The following is a 16,572-nucleotide window of genomic DNA, read 5'->3' as shown; positions in this document are numbered from 1 at the left end:
ACGCCATGCGTGGATGGCCCCAGTAGATCCACGCCATGCGTGGATGGCCCCGCTCAGTCGTGCAACTGGCGGGGCTTCTTCCAGAACTGCCAGCGCTGGCGCTTGTCCAGCTGGAACTGCAGGCCGTCCTCGAAATCCAGCACCAGGCGCTGCAGCTCACCGCGCTGCAGTGCCACCAGCAGCGGACGGATGGCATCGTTGCCCAGCTGCTGCAGCGAGCGCAGCTGGCGCAGGTCGACCAGGGCATCGACGGACTGGTCGCCATCCACCGATACGCCGGCGGCCAGTGCCAGGCCCTGCAGCAGGGCATCGCGGCTGCGCACCTGCACGTGCGGGGTGGTCACCGACACCGGCATCACGCCGCCGCCCCAGAACCACAGGGAATTGATCGGCTGCTGGCCCTGGGCCGCGCGCTGCTGGTTCCAGGAATGGTTGTGCAGCAGTACCTGCGCCTCGGTCATCAGCGCACGCCAGCGGCGGCCGGCCTCGCCTTCGGGCAGGTGCGAGAACAGGTCATCGCCCAGCACCTCGTCGGGGCTGTCGAAGGACGGCAGTTCGGTATCGATGGGCAGGCGCAGGTACCAGCGCGCCGGGTCCGGCGCATCCAGCACGAAGCCCGCATCGGCAAACAACGGCTGCAGCACCGGCAGCAGGGCCAGGCTGTCGGCCAGGGTCGGCCGCAGCGTTTCGCCGTGCCCCATCATCCGCGCACCGTGCATGTCCGGGACCATGCAGGCCGGATCGGCACGCAGCCAGCAGGCACCGGCGGCATCGCCGACATCACGCTGGCGGGTCAATGCAGCGACCGGCCACTGCGGCGCGGCCACGGTGAAATGACGCTGCAGCTGGGGGCGTTCGCCCGCCTCCTGCTGCACGGCGGTGGCGCGGCCCAGGGCGCGCGCCACCTCGTCAGGCAATGCAGCCGCTGCAAAGCGGCTGCGTGCCGGCAACAACAGGGTCGCCGTTGCCACCCGGTCAGGCCACGTAGCTGACGCTGACGATCTCGTACTCGCGCTGGCCGGCCGGGGCGTCGATCACGATCGAATCCCCTTCCAGCTTGCCGATCATCGCGCGGGCCACCGGCGAGGAAATGGCAATCAGGCCCAGCTTGATGTCCGCTTCCAGGTCACCGACGATCTGGTACTTCTTCTCTTCGTCGGTTTCCACGTCGGCCAGGGTTACGCTGGCACCGAACACCACCTTGGAGCCGGCGTTGAGCTTGCTCACGTCGATGATCTCGGCGTGCGACAGCTCACCTTCCAGCTGCTTGATGCGGCCTTCGATGAAGCCCTGTTCCTCGCGCGCGGCGTGGTACTCGGCGTTTTCCTTCAGGTCGCCGTGTTCACGTGCTTCGGCGATCGCGGCGATCACCTTCGGGCGCTTGACCGACTTCAGGTGATCCAGTTCGTCGCGCAGCTTCTGCGCGCCCTTCATCGTGATGGGGGCTCTCATGCATTCAACTCCTTGTGCAGCTCCTGCAGCGACCAGACGGGGCCGGTGCCGCGGAATTCCAGTGAATCCACCAGCGCCTTGGCGCCGGCAATGGTGGTCGAGTAGGTGACGCGGTGCTGCAGCGCCTCGCGACGGATCGAGAACGAGTCGTTGATCGCGGCACGGCCTTCGGTCGTGTTGACGATGTAGACGATCTCGCCGTTCTTGATCGAGTCGACGATGTGCGGACGGCCTTCGACCACCTTGTTGATGATCTCGCAGTCCATGCCGTGCTGCTGCAGCCACGCGGCGGTGCCACGGGTGGCAACCAGGCTGTAGCCACGCGCCAGCAGGGCCTTGGCCACCGGCAGCACGCGCTTCTTGTCCGGGTCACGCACCGAGACGAAGGCCTTGCCGACCGGCGGGGCCTTGATGCCGCCCGCTTCCTGCGCACGCGCGAAGGCGGCGTTGAAGGTGCGGCCGACGCCCATCACTTCGCCGGTGGAACGCATTTCCGGCCCGAGGATCGGGTCGACGCCCTGGAACTTGGCGAACGGGAAGATCGCTTCCTTCACCGAGTAGTAGTCCGGCACGATCTCTTCGGTCGCGCCCTGCTCGGCCAGGGTCTTGCCGGCCATGCAGCGCGCGGCGATCTTGGCCAGCGCCATGCCGGTGGCCTTGGACACGAACGGCACGGTACGCGAGGCGCGCGGGTTCACTTCCAGCAGATAGATGGTGTCATCACCGTCGTCGTTGGTCTGGATCGCGAACTGGGTGTTCATCAGGCCGACCACGTTCAGGGCCTTGGCCAGTTCCACCACCTGGCGGCGCAGCTCGGCCTGGGTCTTGGCCGACAGCGAGTACGGCGGCAGCGAGCAGGACGAGTCACCCGAGTGCACGCCGGCTTCTTCGATGTGCTCCATCACGCCACCGATCAGGACGTTGCCATCCTTGTCGGCGATGATGTCCACGTCCACTTCCACGGCGTTGTCCAGGAAGCGGTCGAGCAGCACCGGCGAATCGTTGGACACCTTCACCGCGTCGCGCACGTAGCGGGCCAGGTCGGATTCGCCGTAGACGATTTCCATCGCGCGGCCGCCCAGCACGTAGCTCGGGCGCACCACCAGCGGGTAGCCGATCTCGCGGGCCAGCAGCAGGGCTTCCTGGTCGTTGCGGGCGATGCGGTTCGGCGGCTGCTTCAGCTTCAGCGAATCGACCAGCTGCTGGAAGCGCTCGCGGTCTTCGGCCAGATCGATCGAATCCGGGCTGGTGCCGATCACCGGCACGCCATTGGCTTCCAGCGCACGCGCCAGCTTCAGCGGGGTCTGGCCGCCGTACTGCACGATCACGCCCTTCGGCTGTTCCAGTTCGACGATTTCCAGCACGTCTTCCAGGGTCAGCGGCTCGAAGTACAGGCGGTCGGAGGTGTCGTAGTCGGTCGACACGGTTTCCGGGTTGCAGTTGACCATGATGGTTTCAAAACCATCCTCGCGCAGCGCCAGTGCCGCGTGCACACAGCAGTAGTCGAACTCGATGCCCTGGCCGATGCGGTTGGGACCACCGCCGAGGATCATGATCTTGTCGCGGTTGGTCGGCGCGGCCTCGCACTCGTCCTCGTAGGTCGAGTACAGGTAGGCGGTGCCGGTGGAGAATTCACCGGCGCAGGAGTCCACGCGCTTGTAGACCGGGCGCACCTTGTGGGCACGACGCAGCGCGCGGATGGCCGCTTCGTTGGTGCCGGTCAGCTGGGCCAGGCGGGCGTCGGAGAAACCGGCGCGCTTGAGCTTGCGCAGGCGCGCAGCATCCAGCGCATCGATGCCACCGGCAGCGACTTCAGCTTCGGCCGCGATGATTTCCTCGATCTGGTCCAGGAACCAGTGGTCGATGAAGGACAGCGCGTAGATTTCTTCCACGCTCATGCCGGCGCGGAACGCATCGGCCACGTAGAACAGGCGCTCCGGGCCCGGGGCCTTCAGTTCGCGGCGCAGGGTCTGCAGGTCGTCTTCGCTGGTCAGGTCCAGGCCGGTCGGGTCGAAGCCGACCTTGCCGGTTTCCAGGCCACGCAGGGCCTTCTGCATCGACTCCTGGAACGTGCGACCCATCGCCATCACCTCGCCCACCGACTTCATCTGGGTGGTCAGGCGGGCGTCGGCAGCCGGGAACTTCTCGAAGGCGAAGCGCGGGATCTTGGTGACGACGTAGTCGATGGACGGCTCGAACGAAGCCGGGGTCAGGCCGCCGGTGATCTCGTTCTTCAGTTCGTCCAGGGTGTAGCCCACGGCCAGCTTGGCGGCGACCTTGGCGATCGGGAAGCCGGTGGCCTTGGAGGCCAGCGCCGAGGAACGCGACACGCGCGGGTTCATTTCGATGACGACGACGCGACCAGTGGTCGGGTTGATGCCGAACTGCACGTTCGAGCCACCGGTGTCGACGCCGATCTTACGCAGCACGGCGATGGAGGCATCGCGCAGGCGCTGGTATTCCTTGTCGGTCAAGGTCTGCGCCGGGGCCACGGTGATCGAGTCACCGGTGTGCACGCCCATCGGGTCCAGATTCTCGATCGAGCAGACGATGATGCAGTTGTCCGCGGTATCGCGGACCACTTCCATCTCGAACTCCTTCCAGCCCAGCACCGACTCTTCGACCAGCACTTCGGTGGTCGGCGACAGTTCCAGGCCGCGGCTGACGATGTCAACCAGTTCTTCGCGGTTGTAGGCGATGCCGCCACCGCTGCCGCCCAGGGTGAAGCTCGGGCGGATGATGGTCGGGTAGCCGACGCGGGTCTGGATTTCCAGCGCTTCGTCCAGGGTGTGGGCGACGGCGGCGGTCGGGCACTCCAGGCCGATTTCACCCATGGCGACGCGGAACAGCTCGCGGTCTTCAGCCATGCGGATCGCTTCGCGCTTGGCGCCGATCAGTTCGACGTTGTACTTCTCCAGCACGCCGTTGTCGGCCAGGTCCAGCGCGCAGTTCAGCGCGGTCTGGCCACCCATGGTCGGCAGCAGGGCATCGGGCTTTTCCTTGGCGATGATCTTCTCGACCGTCTGCCAGTTGATCGGCTCGATGTAGACGGCGTCGGCCATCTCCGGGTCGGTCATGATGGTGGCCGGGTTGCTGTTGACCAGCACCACGCGGTAACCCTCGTCACGCAGGGCCTTGCAGGCCTGGGCGCCGGAGTAGTCGAACTCGCAGGCCTGCCCGATGACGATCGGGCCAGCACCGATGATGAGGATGGTCTTGAGGTCAGTGCGCTTGGGCATTTTCTTCTCTAAGTCAGTACAGCGTGACAAGGGGGGTGATCGCACGCTGTCGATCAGGAATCTTGATCCGCAGCGCCGCGCCAGGGGCAGCAGCGATGCGGCGGCTTACGGTCCATCGCGACGCCACCGGCGGGCCGGCGGCGTACTGATCACGCCTTGCTCTGTTCCATCAGGGCCACGAAACGGTCGAACAGCGGACCGACGTCGGTCGGGCCGGGCGACGCTTCCGGGTGACCCTGGAACGAGAACGCCGGCACGTCGGTGCGGGCGATGCCCTGGTTGGTGCCGTCGAACAGCGAACGGTGGGTCACGCGCAGGGTCGCCGGCAGGGTCGATTCATCAACCGCGAAGCCGTGGTTCTGCGAGGTGATCATCACCCGGCCGTTGTCCAGGTCCTGCACCGGGTGGTTGGCACCGTGGTGGCCGTGGCCCATCTTCATGGTCTTGGCGCCCGAGGCCAGGCCCAGCAGCTGGTGGCCCAGGCAGATGCCGAAGGTCGGGATCTTCACATCGATGAAGGTCTTGATCGCTTCGATGGCGTAGTCGCACGGTTCCGGGTCACCCGGGCCGTTGGACAGGAACACGCCGTCCGGCTTCAGCGCCAGCACTTCAGCGGCCGGGGTCTGCGCCGGCACCACGGTCACTTCGCAGCCGCGCTCGGCCAGCATGCGCAGGATGTTGGTCTTCACGCCGAAATCGTAGGCCACGACCTTGAACTTGGCCGGCACGCTGACGAACGCGTTGGCGTCCAGGTCCAACTGGCCTTCGGTCCAGGTGTAGGTCTTCTCGGTAGTGACGACCTTGGCCAGATCCATGCCCTTCAGCCCCGGGAACTTGCGGGCGGCTTCCAATGCCTTTTCCACGTCGATGTCGCCCGCCATCAGCGCACCGTTCTGCGCGCCCTTCTCGCGCAGGATGCGGGTCAGCTTGCGGGTGTCGATGCCGGCGATGGCGACCACGCCACGCTGGATCAGCCAGTCCTGCAGCGACACCTGGCTGCGCCAGTTGCTGGGACGGCGCGGCACGTCGCGCACGATCAGGCCGGCCGACCACACCTTGGACGCTTCATTGTCCTGGTCGGTCATGCCGGTGTTGCCGATATGCGGATAGGTCAGCGTGACCATCTGCCGGGCGTAGGACGGGTCGGTCAACACTTCCTGGTAACCGGTCATGGCGGTGTTGAACACCACCTCACCGACGGACAGGCCGGGCGCGCCTACGGATTCGCCCTCGAATACGGTGCCGTCTTCGAGGACGAGGATTGCGGCTTGGGTCACGGAAATCTCACTTTGGCTACCGAGGGGGCTGCCGAAGTCACGCCTGCGCTTCACGGAAATCCGGTTGCAAAAAAGCGCGGACGCACGGTCTGGGACCGGTCCGGCTTTCGTGATTCGGCGAGTGCGAATTGTAGCGCTGCCGGGGCGCTCGCGCCAGCGGTTATATCGCTTCATGAACAGGCGATTGCGTATTCATTTCAATCCGGCGGCGTATGCAGCGCCCGCGCCCGGTAGTGCCGGCCGCTGGCCGGCTGCCACGGGATGCCCGGCGACCTGGGAATTGCCGGCCAGCGGCCGGCACTACCGCCTTACTCCAGCAGGTCCCGCACCCGGTAGCTGCCCGGCGCGCGGCCGTGCACCTGGCGGGCGGCAAACAGCGCGCCGCGGGCGAAGATGTCGCGGTTGGTGGCCCGGTGCACCAGCTCGATGCGCTCGCCCAGGCCGGTGAACTGCACCAGGTGCTCGCCGACGATGTCGCCCGCACGCAGGCTGGCGTAGTGCGGCTCCGCCCCGCCCCGCTGCGCGGCCGCACCCAAGGTCAATGCCGTGCCTGACGGCGCATCCTTCTTCTGCGTGTGGTGCGACTCGACCACGTCACAGTCCCAGCCGGCCAGTGCCTGTGCCGCGCGTTCCACCAGCTCGTCCAGCACGGCCACGCCGAGGCTGAAGTTCGAGGCCCAGACCAGCGGGATCGCGCCTGCGGCGGCCTCCAGTGCCTGCCGCTGCACCGCGGAAATGCCGGTGGTGCCGGACACCAGGCCCGCACCGCGCTCCACGCACAGCGCCAGCATCGGGTCGAAACCCTCGGGCAGGCTGAAATCGATGGCCACGTCGAACTCCGGCGCGCCCGGCAGTTCGTTGGCGGCGAAGTACGGCACGCCGTCGATCACGCGCTGCGCCGGCGCACGGCCGGTCACCGCCGCCACGACCTGCAGGGTTTCGGGATGTTCGGCGGCCAGCCGCAGCAGGGCCTGGCCCATGCGCCCGGAAGCGCCATGGATGAGCAATCGAAGGGGAGTCTGGTTCATGCACGCAGGCTAGCGGCAGCGCGGTCGATCCGGCAAGCACCATCACTGCTACGCTGCATGCCCTTTCAGGCAATGGAACGCATTCCCATCATGCAGATCAGCGAACAACTGGTCCTGGTCACCGGCGCAGGACGCGGCCTGGGCACGCACATCGCCCGCGCATTCGCCGCACAGGGCGCGCGCGTGGTCATCAACTACCAGCACAGCGAGGCCCCGGCGCGCATGCTGGCAAGGGAACTGGGCGGGCAGGCCGTCGCCCTGCAGGCCGACGTCACCGATCGCGACCAGGTCGCCGCCCTGCTGCAGCAGGCGCAGGCGCATTTCGGCCAGGGCGTGACCACCGTGGTGAACAACGCACTGGCCGCGTTCTCGTTCAACGGGGATGCGCGCGACAAGGCCGCTGACATCGGCTGGCCGGCATTCCAGGCGCAGTTCGAAGGCAGCGTGCGCGGCGCACTGAACTGTGTGCAGGCCGCGCTGCCGGGCATGCAGGCGCAGCGCTTCGGGCGGATCATCAACATCGGCACCAACCTGTTCCAGAACCCGGTGGTGCCGTACCACGATTACACCGCGGCCAAGGCAGCCCTGCTTTCGCTGACCCGCACCCTGGCAGGCGACCTGGGCCCGCACGGCATCACCGTGAACATGCTGTCCGGCGGTCTGCTGCGCAGCACCGATGCCAGCGCCGCCACGCCCGAAGCGGTGTTCGACTACATTGCCGCCAACACCCCGCTGCGCAGCGTCACCACCCCGGCTGAGTTCGCCGATGCGGTGCTGTTCTTCGCCAGCCCGTGGGCACGTGCGGTCACCGGGCAGAACCTGGTGGTCGATGGCGGGCTGGTCAGGGACTGAGCGGCGCTACCGGCAGGCAGTCCGGTAGATCCACGCCCTGCGTGGATGAATCACGTGTCGCATTCGCCAATTGACGGTAGTGCCCTGCCCCTCAACGCTGTCCGGCACCTTCCCGGCCAGGACAGCGCCCATGAAATCTTCGACAGTCTTCAGCAAATGTGCGCGGAAGACAGGCTTTGCCGGGACGACCACCACCCGCTACCGGCTGCTGGAAGGCGCCTCGCTGGTCGTCAACCACCAGGCCGCGACACCCAGCAGGGGCTTCTATGTGAATGCCGGACTCTATTTCCCGGAACTGCTCGAGCAGGCCCTCACGCCCACCGATCTCGAAACGGCGTTCAGGTATCGCAGCACCATCCCCACGCCACATGTCGACTGGCGGATCGAAGAGACCCCCGGCCTGCGCCGGGCCTTCATCCAGCAGGATCTTGATGACCTGCTCGCCGCCGGCGATCGCGCCCAGCTGCAATGCCTGCTGCTGGGCGCCCTCGGCGATGTCGTGGGCTTCGTGGCAGCCCATGGGAACCGGGAATCAGTGAGGCGGCTGTCGCAGCACGGAGGCTTCCGGGCGATCATCCGCAGAGAGGTGTAGATCCACGCCATGCGTGGATGACATTCCCGTAGATCCACGCCATGCGTGGATGACATTCCAGTAGATCCACGCCATGCGTGGATGACGTTCCAGTAGATCCACGCCATGCGTGGATGACATCCCAGTAGATCCACGCCATGCGTGGATGACGTTCCAGTAGATCCACGCCATGCGTGGATGGGCGCCAACCAACGCAGTCGAGCAAGCTCGACTCTACCGCTTTGTCGGTCCGCAGCTGTCACAGCCACCACACGCCCCGCCACCGCCGCTGGCCGGCGGAGCGACCTTACGCCCCAGCGCCTGCATCCAGGCGGCGCGGCCGGGCTTGAGCAGGGCCAGCGCCAGCGTGCCACGCAGCTTGCGCGCCGTGCCGGGGAACTGCTTTTTCAGCACCACCCACGCGCTGACCAGCACCGCCACCGCGATGATGAGGTACTGGACCAGCAGGCCGGCGTCCATCAGCCGCCTCCCAGCGCCACGGTCACCTGGTAGGTGATCAGCGCCGCCACGTAGGCTGCCGCGAACAGGTACAGCGCCGAGAAGCCCATCGTCTTCCACGAATTGGTTTCGCGCTTGATGGTGGCCAGGGTGGAAATGCACATCGGTGCGTAGATGAACCACACCATCAGCGCCAGGCCGGTGGCCAGCGACCAGCCATCAGCCACCACCGGCGACAGCGCCGAGATGGCCGCATCATCGTCCGCCGCCGACAGTGCGTAGACCGTGGCCAGCGAGGACACCGCCACTTCGCGCGCGGCCAGGCCCGGGATCAGCGCGATGCAGATCTGCCAGTTGAAGCCCAGCGGCGCGAAGATCGCGGTCATCGCATGGCCGATCTGGCCGGCATAGCTGTAGTCGATGGCCGGCATGGTGGCGTCGGCCGGGGCGCCCGGGAAGGTCAGCAGCACCCACAGCAGGATGGTCAGGGCCAGGATGATGCCGCCCACCCGGCGCAGGAAGATCATGCCGCGCTCGTACAGGCCCACGGCCAGATCGCGCACGTGCGGCAGGCGGTAGGACGGCAGTTCCAGCATCAGCGGGTGCTCGCTCTTGTCGCGGCGCCACTTCTTCATCACCCACGACATCACCAGCGCACTGAGGATGCCGGCCACGTACAGGCCGAACAGCACCAGGCCCTGCTGGTTGAAGATGCCGACCTTGCCGGCCGGGATGAACGCGCCGATCAGCAGCGCATACACGGGCAGGCGTGCCGAGCAGGTCATCAGCGGCGCCACCAGGATGGTCGCCAGGCGATCACGCGGGTCCTGGATGCTGCGGGTGGCCATGATGCCGGGCACCGCACAGGCGAAACTGGACAGCAGCGGGATGAACGAACGGCCCGACAGGCCGGCGCCCGCCATCATGCGGTCGAGCAGGAAGGCCGCGCGCGGCAGGTAGCCCGACTCCTCCAATGCAAGGATGAAGGCGAACAGGATCAGGATCTGCGGCAGGAACACCACCACGCCACCGAGGCCGGCGATGATGCCGTCGGTCAGCAGGCTGGTCAGCGGGCCTTCCGGCAGCACGCCGCCAACGAACTCGCCCAGCCAGCCGAAACCGGCTTCGATGCCGTCCATCAGCGGCGTCGCCCAGGCGAACACCGCCTGGAAGATCAGGAACATGACCACCACCAGGGTGACCAGGCCGAACACCGGGTGCAGCAGCCAGCGGTCCAGCGTGTCATCGATCTTCGCGGTGCGCGCCGGCATGGTGACGGCGTCCGAAAGAATGCTGCGCACCTTGGCGTGGTAATCGATGCCGCCCTCGACGCCGGCCAGCGGCGCATCCAGGTGCGGCACCATCGCATCGAGGCGATCGACCAGCGCTTTGGCGCCCTGCTTGCGCACGGCTACGGTTTCCACCACCGGCACGCCGATCTCGCGTTCCAGCGCAGCCACGTCGATGCGGATGCCACGGCGCTGGGCCGCATCGACCATGTTCAGCGCGATCACCATCGGCTTGCCCAGCTCACGCAGCTCCAGCGCGAAGCGCAGGTGCAGGCGCAGGTTGGTGGCGTCGATCACGCACAGCAGCACATCCGGTGCAGCCTCGCCCGGGTAGAAGCCCCGGCACAGGTCGCGGGTGATCGCCTCGTCCAGGCTGGCCGGCTGCAGGCTGTAGGCGCCGGGCAGGTCGAGCACGGCGAACTCGCGGCCGGACGGCGCACGCAGGCGGCCTTCCTTGCGCTCGACGGTGACGCCGGTGTAGTTGGCGACCTTCTGCCGGCTGCCGGTCAGCTGGTTGAACAGCGCGGTCTTGCCGCTGTTGGGGTTGCCGACCAGCGCGATGCGCAGCGGGGCGGCGTTGACGGCAGCATTCATGCACGGGACTCCGGACGGGCGGTGTCGATGACGATCCGCTTGGCCTCACTGATACGCAGCGCGAAACGGGTGAACCCGACCTGCACCAGCAGCGGCTCGCCGCCGACCGGCCCCTTGGCCACCAGGCGCACTTCCTCGCCCTTGACGAAGCCCAGCTCGCGCAGTCGCCGGGCGATGGCATCGTTGGCGTGCAGGTCCTGCACGGAATCGACCACGGCCGGGGTATGCAGGGGCAGTTCGGACAGCGTCATCTAGCGCGATCTCAGCTGGATGTAAATGGCTCTCGATTCTAACATTCCCGCGTCGCGTCATGGCCCATGACCAATGGCCCGCTATGATCCATACAGGTATGGAGTAACCCCGGATTCCCATGAATGATGCTTTGCTGATCGAGCGCGATGGCGCCGTCCTGACCCTCTGGCTGAACCGGCCGGAGCTGCACAATGCCTTCGATGCCAGCCTGATCGCCCGGCTGACCGCTGCCCTGGAGGCCGCCGGCCGCGACCCCGCAGTGCGGGTGGTGGTCCTGGCCGGCCACGGCGCGTCCTTCTCGGCCGGTGCCGACCTGCAGTGGATGCGCGGCATGGCCGCGGCCAGCGAGGCCGAGAACCGCGAGGACTCGCTGGCGCTGGCGCGGCTGATGCGCACCCTGGACGAGCTGCCCAAGCCGACCCTGGCCCGGGTCCATGGCGCGGCCTTTGGCGGCGGCGTCGGCCTGGTCGCCTGCTGCGACATCGCCATCGCCACCAGCGCGGCCCGGTTCGGCCTGACCGAGAGCCGCCTGGGCCTGCTGCCGGCGGTGATCTCGCCCTATGTGATCGAGGCCATCGGCCCGCGCCAGGCCCGCCGCTGGTTTGCCACCGGCGAGCACTTCGACGCGGAAACCGCCCTGCGCATCGGCCTGGTCCACCAGCTGGTCGAGCCCGAGCGCCTGGACGACGCCGTGCAGCGCCAGCTGGCCCTGCTGGACAAGGCCGGCCCGATCGCCTCGGCGTCTGCCAAGGAGCTGGTGCGGCAGGTCCGCGACAGCCACGATCGTGACACCCTCGACCGCGACAATGCCGCCCTGATCGCGCGCCTGCGCGTGTCGGCCGAGGGCCAGGAAGGCCTCGGCGCCTTCCTCGACAAGCGTGCCCCGCACTGGGTGACGGAGGCCTGATCTGCCCCGACGGCAACTACGTCGTGGCCGTCTGCCACCCCTTCGACTGATTCCCGCGCAGGAACGTGGCCGCTTTCGCGGCCGACCTGCGTATCCCTGTTGGCAGCCCGGTGGAGACCGCGCTGCCCCCGTTCTCCAGGAACCCTCGTGATCGCACCCGCTTCCGCCCCTGCCGCCCGCCCCACCCTGCCCGCCACGGAGGTGCGTCGATGAGCGATTTCGTCCGCATCGTCGAAGTGGGCCCGCGTGACGGCCTGCAGAACGAAAAGCAGGCGGTGGCCACCGCCGACAAGATCGCGCTGGTCAACCGCCTGTCCGCCACCGGCCTGCGCACCATCGAAGCGACCAGCTTCGTCAGCCCGCGCTGGGTGCCGCAGCTGGCCGATGCGGCCGAGGTCTACGCCGGCATCGACCGCCGCGCCGGCATCGCCTACCCGGTGCTGGTGCCCAACGAGCAGGGCTATGACCGGGCGCGTGCCGTCGGCGTGCAGGAAGTGGCGGTGTTCACCGCCGCCTCCGAGGCCTTCAACCGCACCAATACCAATGCCGGCATCGACGAGTCGCTGGCCCGCTTCGCGCCCATCCTCCAGCGCGCCGCCGAGGACGGCGTGCGTGTGCGCGGCTACGTCTCCACCGTGCTCGGCTGCCCCTACCAGGGCGACGTGCCGCTGGCCGACGTGGTGCGCGTCGCGCGCGCCCTGCATGACATGGGCTGCTACGAAATTTCGCTGGGCGACACCATCGGCGTCGGCACCCCGCACAAGGCGCGGGCCATGCTGAAGGCGGTCGCTGCCGAGATCCCGATGGACGCACTGGCCGTGCACTTCCACGACACCTATGGCCAGGCCATCGCCAACATCGCCAGCTGCCTGGAAGAAGGCGTACGGGTGGTCGACAGCGCGGTGTCCGGCGCGGGCGGCTGCCCGTATGCCAAGGGTGCCAGCGGCAACGTCGCCAGCGAGGACGTGGTCTACCTGCTGCAGGGCCTGGGCCTGGAGTGCGGCGTGGACCTGCCGGCGCTGGCTGAAACCGGCCGTTGGCTGGCCGGGTTGCTCGGCCGTGCCACTGCCAGCCGGGTCGGGCAGGCCCTGGCGGCGACATGAACGACAGCGGCCCGCGCGACGTTCCGGTTTACGGCGAACCATCCGCCGTGACCGACGACGCGCTGGCCGCACTGCAGGCCGCGCTGGCAGGCGCCCCGCCCGCCGCCCAGGCCCGCCTGCTGCGGCAGGCGATGGAGGCCCTGATCGACGCCCGCCTGCGCATGGGCGAAGCACAGGAACGCTACGCCGCCCTGTTCGATGCGGTGCCCGACCCGGTCAGCATCCTCAGCGCCGACGGCGTGGTGCTGGACGTCAACCGCGCCGGCGTCCACGCCTACGACCGCCCGCGCGAGGCCATCGTCGGCCAGCCGATCGAACTGCTCAACCCCGACCTGCCCAGCGACCACCTGCAGCCGGTCTGGGAAGCACTGAACCGCGGTGACACCTACGTCATCGAAGTGACCAACATGCGCGGCGATGGCAGCCGCTTCCCGGTGGAAGTGCACTCGGCCGGCTTCCAGGACCATGGCCAGCCCTGCATCGTGGCCGTGGCGCGCGACCTGAGCGGGCGCTGGCGTGCCGAATCGCGCTACCGCCTGCTGATGGAATCGATCGACAAGGGCGTGATCCTGTTCGACCGCAACCTGCGGGTGATCTCGGCCAACCCGGCCGCGCACCGCATCCTGGGCATCACCAGCAACGGCAATGCGTTTGATGCCCTGCTCGACCCCGAGGCCTGGCTGATCGTCGACGAGCACGGCAATACCCTCACCCAGGCGCAGTGGCCGACCATCCGCTGCTTCCAGGCCGGGCGGGTCATCCGCAGCACCATCATCGGCCTGTACCACCGCCCGCGCGGGCGCATGCTGTGGCTGTCGACCACCAACGTGCCGGTGTTCGGCACCGGCTGCGACCAGGCCGACCATGTCTATTCGATGTTCAGCGACATCACCGAGCTCAAGCGCAACAACCTGCTGTTCGCGCGCGCGCAGTCGCTGGCCCACATCGGCGGCTGGGAATGGGACCGCAGCCTGCAGCGCCTGTACCTGACCGATGAGGCGCGGCGCATCGTCGGCCAGCCCGACGACCTGCAGGACATGACCGACCTGCTCGACTGCCTGCGCAGTGATGACCGCACCTCCCTGCAGCAGGCGCTGGCCGACACCATCGAGCACCGCAGCAGCTTCGGCCTGGAACTGCAGGGCCAGCGCCGCGACGGGCATTCGTTCTGGATCCGGATGATCGGCGAGGTGTCCACCGGCGATGTCGATGCCGCGCGCATCACCGGCACCGTGCAGGACATCACCGAACGCAAGCAGGCCGAAGAGACCCTGCGCGTGCAGGCGCGCACCGACCCGCTGACCGGCATCATGAACCGCGATGCGGTGCTCACCGACCTGGGCGTACGCATGGGCAGCCCGGGCCACGACCGGGTGGCGGTGCTGTACATCGACCTGGACCGCTTCAAGGTCGTCAACGACCTGCTCGGCCACAACGCCGGCGACGAGCTGTTGATCGAAGCGACCCGGCGCATCGCCACGGCCATCGGCACTGAAGGTCTGCTCGCCCGTTTCGGTGGCGACGAGTTCCTGGTGATCTGCGACCTGCGCGACCAGCCCGACCAGGCCGAGCAGCTGGCCGAGCGCATCACCGCCGCGTTCTCCTCCCCCTTCCAGCTGGGCAGCGATGAATTCCAGGTCACCGCCAGCATCGGCATTGCCAAGGCCCCCGGCGATGGCGACCGCCCGCAGCAGCTGATCCAGAACGCCGACACCGCCATGTACGAGTGCAAGCGTCGCACCCGCAACGGCTGGCACGTGTTCTCGCAGGAGCTGGCCGAGCGCCAGAACGACCGACTGCAGATCGAGAGCCGCCTGCACAAGGCGCTGGACGGCGACGAGTTCCGCCTGGTCTACCAGCCGCAGATCAACCTGCGCACCGGGACCATCACCGGCTGCGAGGCCCTGATGCGCTGGCACAACGGCCAGCTTGGGCAGATGCGGCCGGACCTGTTCATCCGCCACGCCGAGCACACCGGCGACATCGTGCGGATCGGCCAGTGGGCGCTGCGCGAGGCGTGCCGCCAGATACGCCAATGGCAGGACGATGGCCTGGAGACGATGCGGGTGGCGGTCAACGTCTCCTGGCGGCAGTTCGTCGGCGAGGACCTGGCCCGCTGGGTACGGCAGGTGCTGGACGAGTTCGAGCTGCCCGGCACGGTGCTGGAACTGGAGTTCACCGAGCGGGTGCTGATCGAGGACGCACCGGACACCCTGCGCACCTTCGCCCGCCTGCGCGAGATGGGCGTGATGCTGACCATCGACGATTTCGGCGAGGGCTACAGCGCGCTGAACTACCTGCGGCGGCTGCCGATCCATGGCCTGAAACTGAGCCAGCTGTTCGTCGAGGGCATCCCGCGCAACCGCTCGGACGTGGCCGTGTGCGAGGCGGTCTGCGCGATCGCCCGCAGCCTGGGCCTGGGCGTGGTGGCCGAAGGCGTGGAAACCGAGGCCCAGCGCCAGTGCCTGCTGGGGCTGGGGGTGACCATCGGCCAGGGCTTCCTGTTCGCCCCGGGCCTGCCCCCCGATGAGTTCAAGCGGCGCCTGCGCGGGCGCGAGCCGCCGGAGATGGCCCGGGACCTCGCCGGGTAGAGCCAGGCCATGCCTGGCTGCGGGGCACCGGGGCGCATACCGCTTTGCAGCGGCGCACAACGGCGCGCGCCGTGGCTTCCGTTAGAATCGGCGGTTCTCGAACCTGCAGGACCGTTCAATGCAGCTGTCTTCCGTACGTGCCGTGATCACCGGCGGCGTTTCCGGCCTCGGCCTGGCCGTGGCCCAGCACCTGGTCGCCAACGGCGGCAAGGTCGCCCTGTTCGACCTCAATGACGACAAGGGCGCAGCCGCCGTGGCCGGGCTGGGCGCCGACTCGGCCCGCTATTTCAACGTCAACGTCAGCGATGAGGCGGCCGTTGCCGCAGCCATCGACCAGGCCCACGATTTCCTCGGTGGCCTGAACGTGGCGATGAACTGCGCCGGCATCCTCGGCGCCGGCCGCGTGCTGGGCAAAGAGGGTCCGATGCCGCTGGCCGGCTTCCAGGGCACGGTGATGGTCAACCTGGTCGGCAGCTTCAACGTCGCCAAGGCCGCGGCCAACCGCATGCAGCACAACGACGCTGGCGAAGACGGCGAGCGCGGCGTGATCATCAATACCGCCAGCATCGCCGCCTACGAAGGCCAGATCGGCCAGGCCGCCTATGCCGCCAGCAAGGGCGGCGTGGTGTCGATGACCCTGCCGATGGCCCGCGAGCTCTCGCGCTTCGGCATCCGCGTCAACACCATTGCCCCGGGCGTGTTCTGGACGCCGATGGTCGATGGCATGCCCGAAGCCGTGCAGCAGTCGCTGGCCGCGTCCATTCCGTTCCCGTCGCGCCTGGGCAAGCCGGACGATTTCGCCAGCCTGGTCGGCTTCATCCTCGGCAACACCTATCTCAACGGCGAGACCATCCGCCTGGACGGCGCTACCCGCCTCGCTCCGAAGTGATTCCCCCGGGCGCCGGGGCGGGGCCCCCCCCCCCCCCCCAACCACAACATTGAAGCCAACGGCATCAAA

General features: G+C 67.9%; 14 protein-coding genes. 6 read left to right on the top strand and 8 right to left on the bottom strand.

All coding sequences use genetic code 11. The features are described from left to right. Positions 1–53 precede the first annotated feature (53 nt). From IAE41_RS19120 to dapB, 5 genes are all read right to left on the bottom strand, one after another. Positions 54–971 (bottom strand): phosphoglycerate mutase, encoded by a 918-nt coding sequence (locus tag IAE41_RS19120; RefSeq protein ID WP_200734185.1) that lies wholly within the window; start codon positions 969–971, stop codon positions 54–56. Positions 972–975: 4 nt separating this feature from the next. Beyond that, positions 976–1,452, bottom strand: coding sequence for a transcription elongation factor GreA (gene greA / locus IAE41_RS19115; protein WP_079221743.1), 477 nt, complete (start codon positions 1,450–1,452; stop codon positions 976–978). Then, positions 1,449–4,691 (bottom strand): carbamoyl-phosphate synthase large subunit, encoded by a 3,243-nt coding sequence (carB, locus tag IAE41_RS19110; RefSeq protein WP_200734184.1) that lies wholly within the window; start codon positions 4,689–4,691, stop codon positions 1,449–1,451. Before carB ends, greA begins: the two co-directional genes overlap by 4 nt. Positions 4,692–4,840: 149 nt before the next feature. Next, the gene (carA, locus tag IAE41_RS19105; protein ID WP_008265442.1) at positions 4,841–5,968 is read right to left on the bottom strand and encodes a glutamine-hydrolyzing carbamoyl-phosphate synthase small subunit; all 1,128 of its coding nucleotides are present in this window, start codon (positions 5,966–5,968) and stop codon (positions 4,841–4,843) included. A 308-nt stretch (positions 5,969–6,276) separates the two neighbouring features. Then, the gene (gene dapB, locus IAE41_RS19100) at positions 6,277–6,996 is read right to left on the bottom strand and encodes a 4-hydroxy-tetrahydrodipicolinate reductase (RefSeq protein WP_200734183.1); all 720 of its coding nucleotides are present in this window, start codon (positions 6,994–6,996) and stop codon (positions 6,277–6,279) included. Between the two features lie 72 nt (positions 6,997–7,068). On the opposite strand from dapB, the gene IAE41_RS19095 reads away from it, so the two are divergent. Beyond that, positions 7,069–7,848 (top strand): 3-oxoacyl-ACP reductase, encoded by a 780-nt coding sequence (locus IAE41_RS19095; protein ID WP_200734186.1) that lies wholly within the window; start codon positions 7,069–7,071, stop codon positions 7,846–7,848. Positions 7,849–7,978: 130 nt separating this feature from the next. Continuing rightward, the gene (locus IAE41_RS19090; protein ID WP_200734182.1) at positions 7,979–8,440 is read left to right on the top strand and encodes a DUF4304 domain-containing protein; all 462 of its coding nucleotides are present in this window, start codon (positions 7,979–7,981) and stop codon (positions 8,438–8,440) included. A 213-nt stretch (positions 8,441–8,653) separates the two neighbouring features. Here IAE41_RS19090 and IAE41_RS19085 read toward each other — a convergent pair whose 3' ends face one another. The 3 genes from IAE41_RS19085 to IAE41_RS19075 are packed head-to-tail and all read right to left on the bottom strand — an operon-like array spanning position 8,654 to position 11,012. Then, a complete protein-coding gene (locus IAE41_RS19085) occupies positions 8,654–8,899 on the bottom strand; it encodes a DUF6587 family protein (RefSeq protein WP_200734181.1) in 246 nt (81 codons plus the stop codon). After that, a complete protein-coding gene (gene feoB, locus IAE41_RS19080; protein WP_200734180.1) occupies positions 8,899–10,761 on the bottom strand; it encodes a ferrous iron transport protein B in 1,863 nt (620 codons plus the stop codon). The genes IAE41_RS19085 and feoB overlap by 1 nt, the downstream gene beginning before the upstream one ends. Further along, positions 10,758–11,012 carry a FeoA family protein gene (locus tag IAE41_RS19075; protein WP_079221735.1) on the bottom strand — a complete coding sequence of 85 codons (255 nt, stop codon included), beginning with the start codon at positions 11,010–11,012 and terminating at the stop codon, positions 10,758–10,760. Before IAE41_RS19075 ends, feoB begins: the two co-directional genes overlap by 4 nt. 119 nt (positions 11,013–11,131) lie before the next feature. Between IAE41_RS19075 and IAE41_RS19070 the strand changes: the two genes are divergently transcribed. The 4 genes from IAE41_RS19070 to IAE41_RS19055 all read left to right on the top strand — a co-directional run bounded on the left by IAE41_RS19070 (position 11,132) and on the right by IAE41_RS19055 (position 16,503). Next, the gene (locus tag IAE41_RS19070; RefSeq protein WP_079221734.1) at positions 11,132–11,920 is read left to right on the top strand and encodes an enoyl-CoA hydratase/isomerase family protein; all 789 of its coding nucleotides are present in this window, start codon (positions 11,132–11,134) and stop codon (positions 11,918–11,920) included. A 209-nt stretch (positions 11,921–12,129) separates the two neighbouring features. Further along, the gene (locus IAE41_RS19065; protein WP_079221733.1) at positions 12,130–13,023 is read left to right on the top strand and encodes a hydroxymethylglutaryl-CoA lyase; all 894 of its coding nucleotides are present in this window, start codon (positions 12,130–12,132) and stop codon (positions 13,021–13,023) included. After that, the gene (locus tag IAE41_RS19060) at positions 13,020–15,614 is read left to right on the top strand and encodes an EAL domain-containing protein (protein WP_200734179.1); all 2,595 of its coding nucleotides are present in this window, start codon (positions 13,020–13,022) and stop codon (positions 15,612–15,614) included. The genes IAE41_RS19065 and IAE41_RS19060 overlap by 4 nt, the downstream gene beginning before the upstream one ends. A 118-nt stretch (positions 15,615–15,732) precedes the next feature. Continuing rightward, positions 15,733–16,503: an SDR family NAD(P)-dependent oxidoreductase gene (locus tag IAE41_RS19055; protein ID WP_200734178.1), complete on the top strand. Its 771-nt coding sequence runs from the start codon at positions 15,733–15,735 to the stop codon at positions 16,501–16,503. Positions 16,504–16,572 lie beyond the last annotated feature (69 nt).

It is taken from the genome of Stenotrophomonas sp. S39, assembly GCF_016624665.1.
In the GTDB taxonomy this organism is placed as follows: Bacteria; Pseudomonadota; Gammaproteobacteria; order Xanthomonadales; family Xanthomonadaceae; genus Stenotrophomonas.
This window is presented reverse-complemented; position numbering and strand designations above follow the sequence as displayed.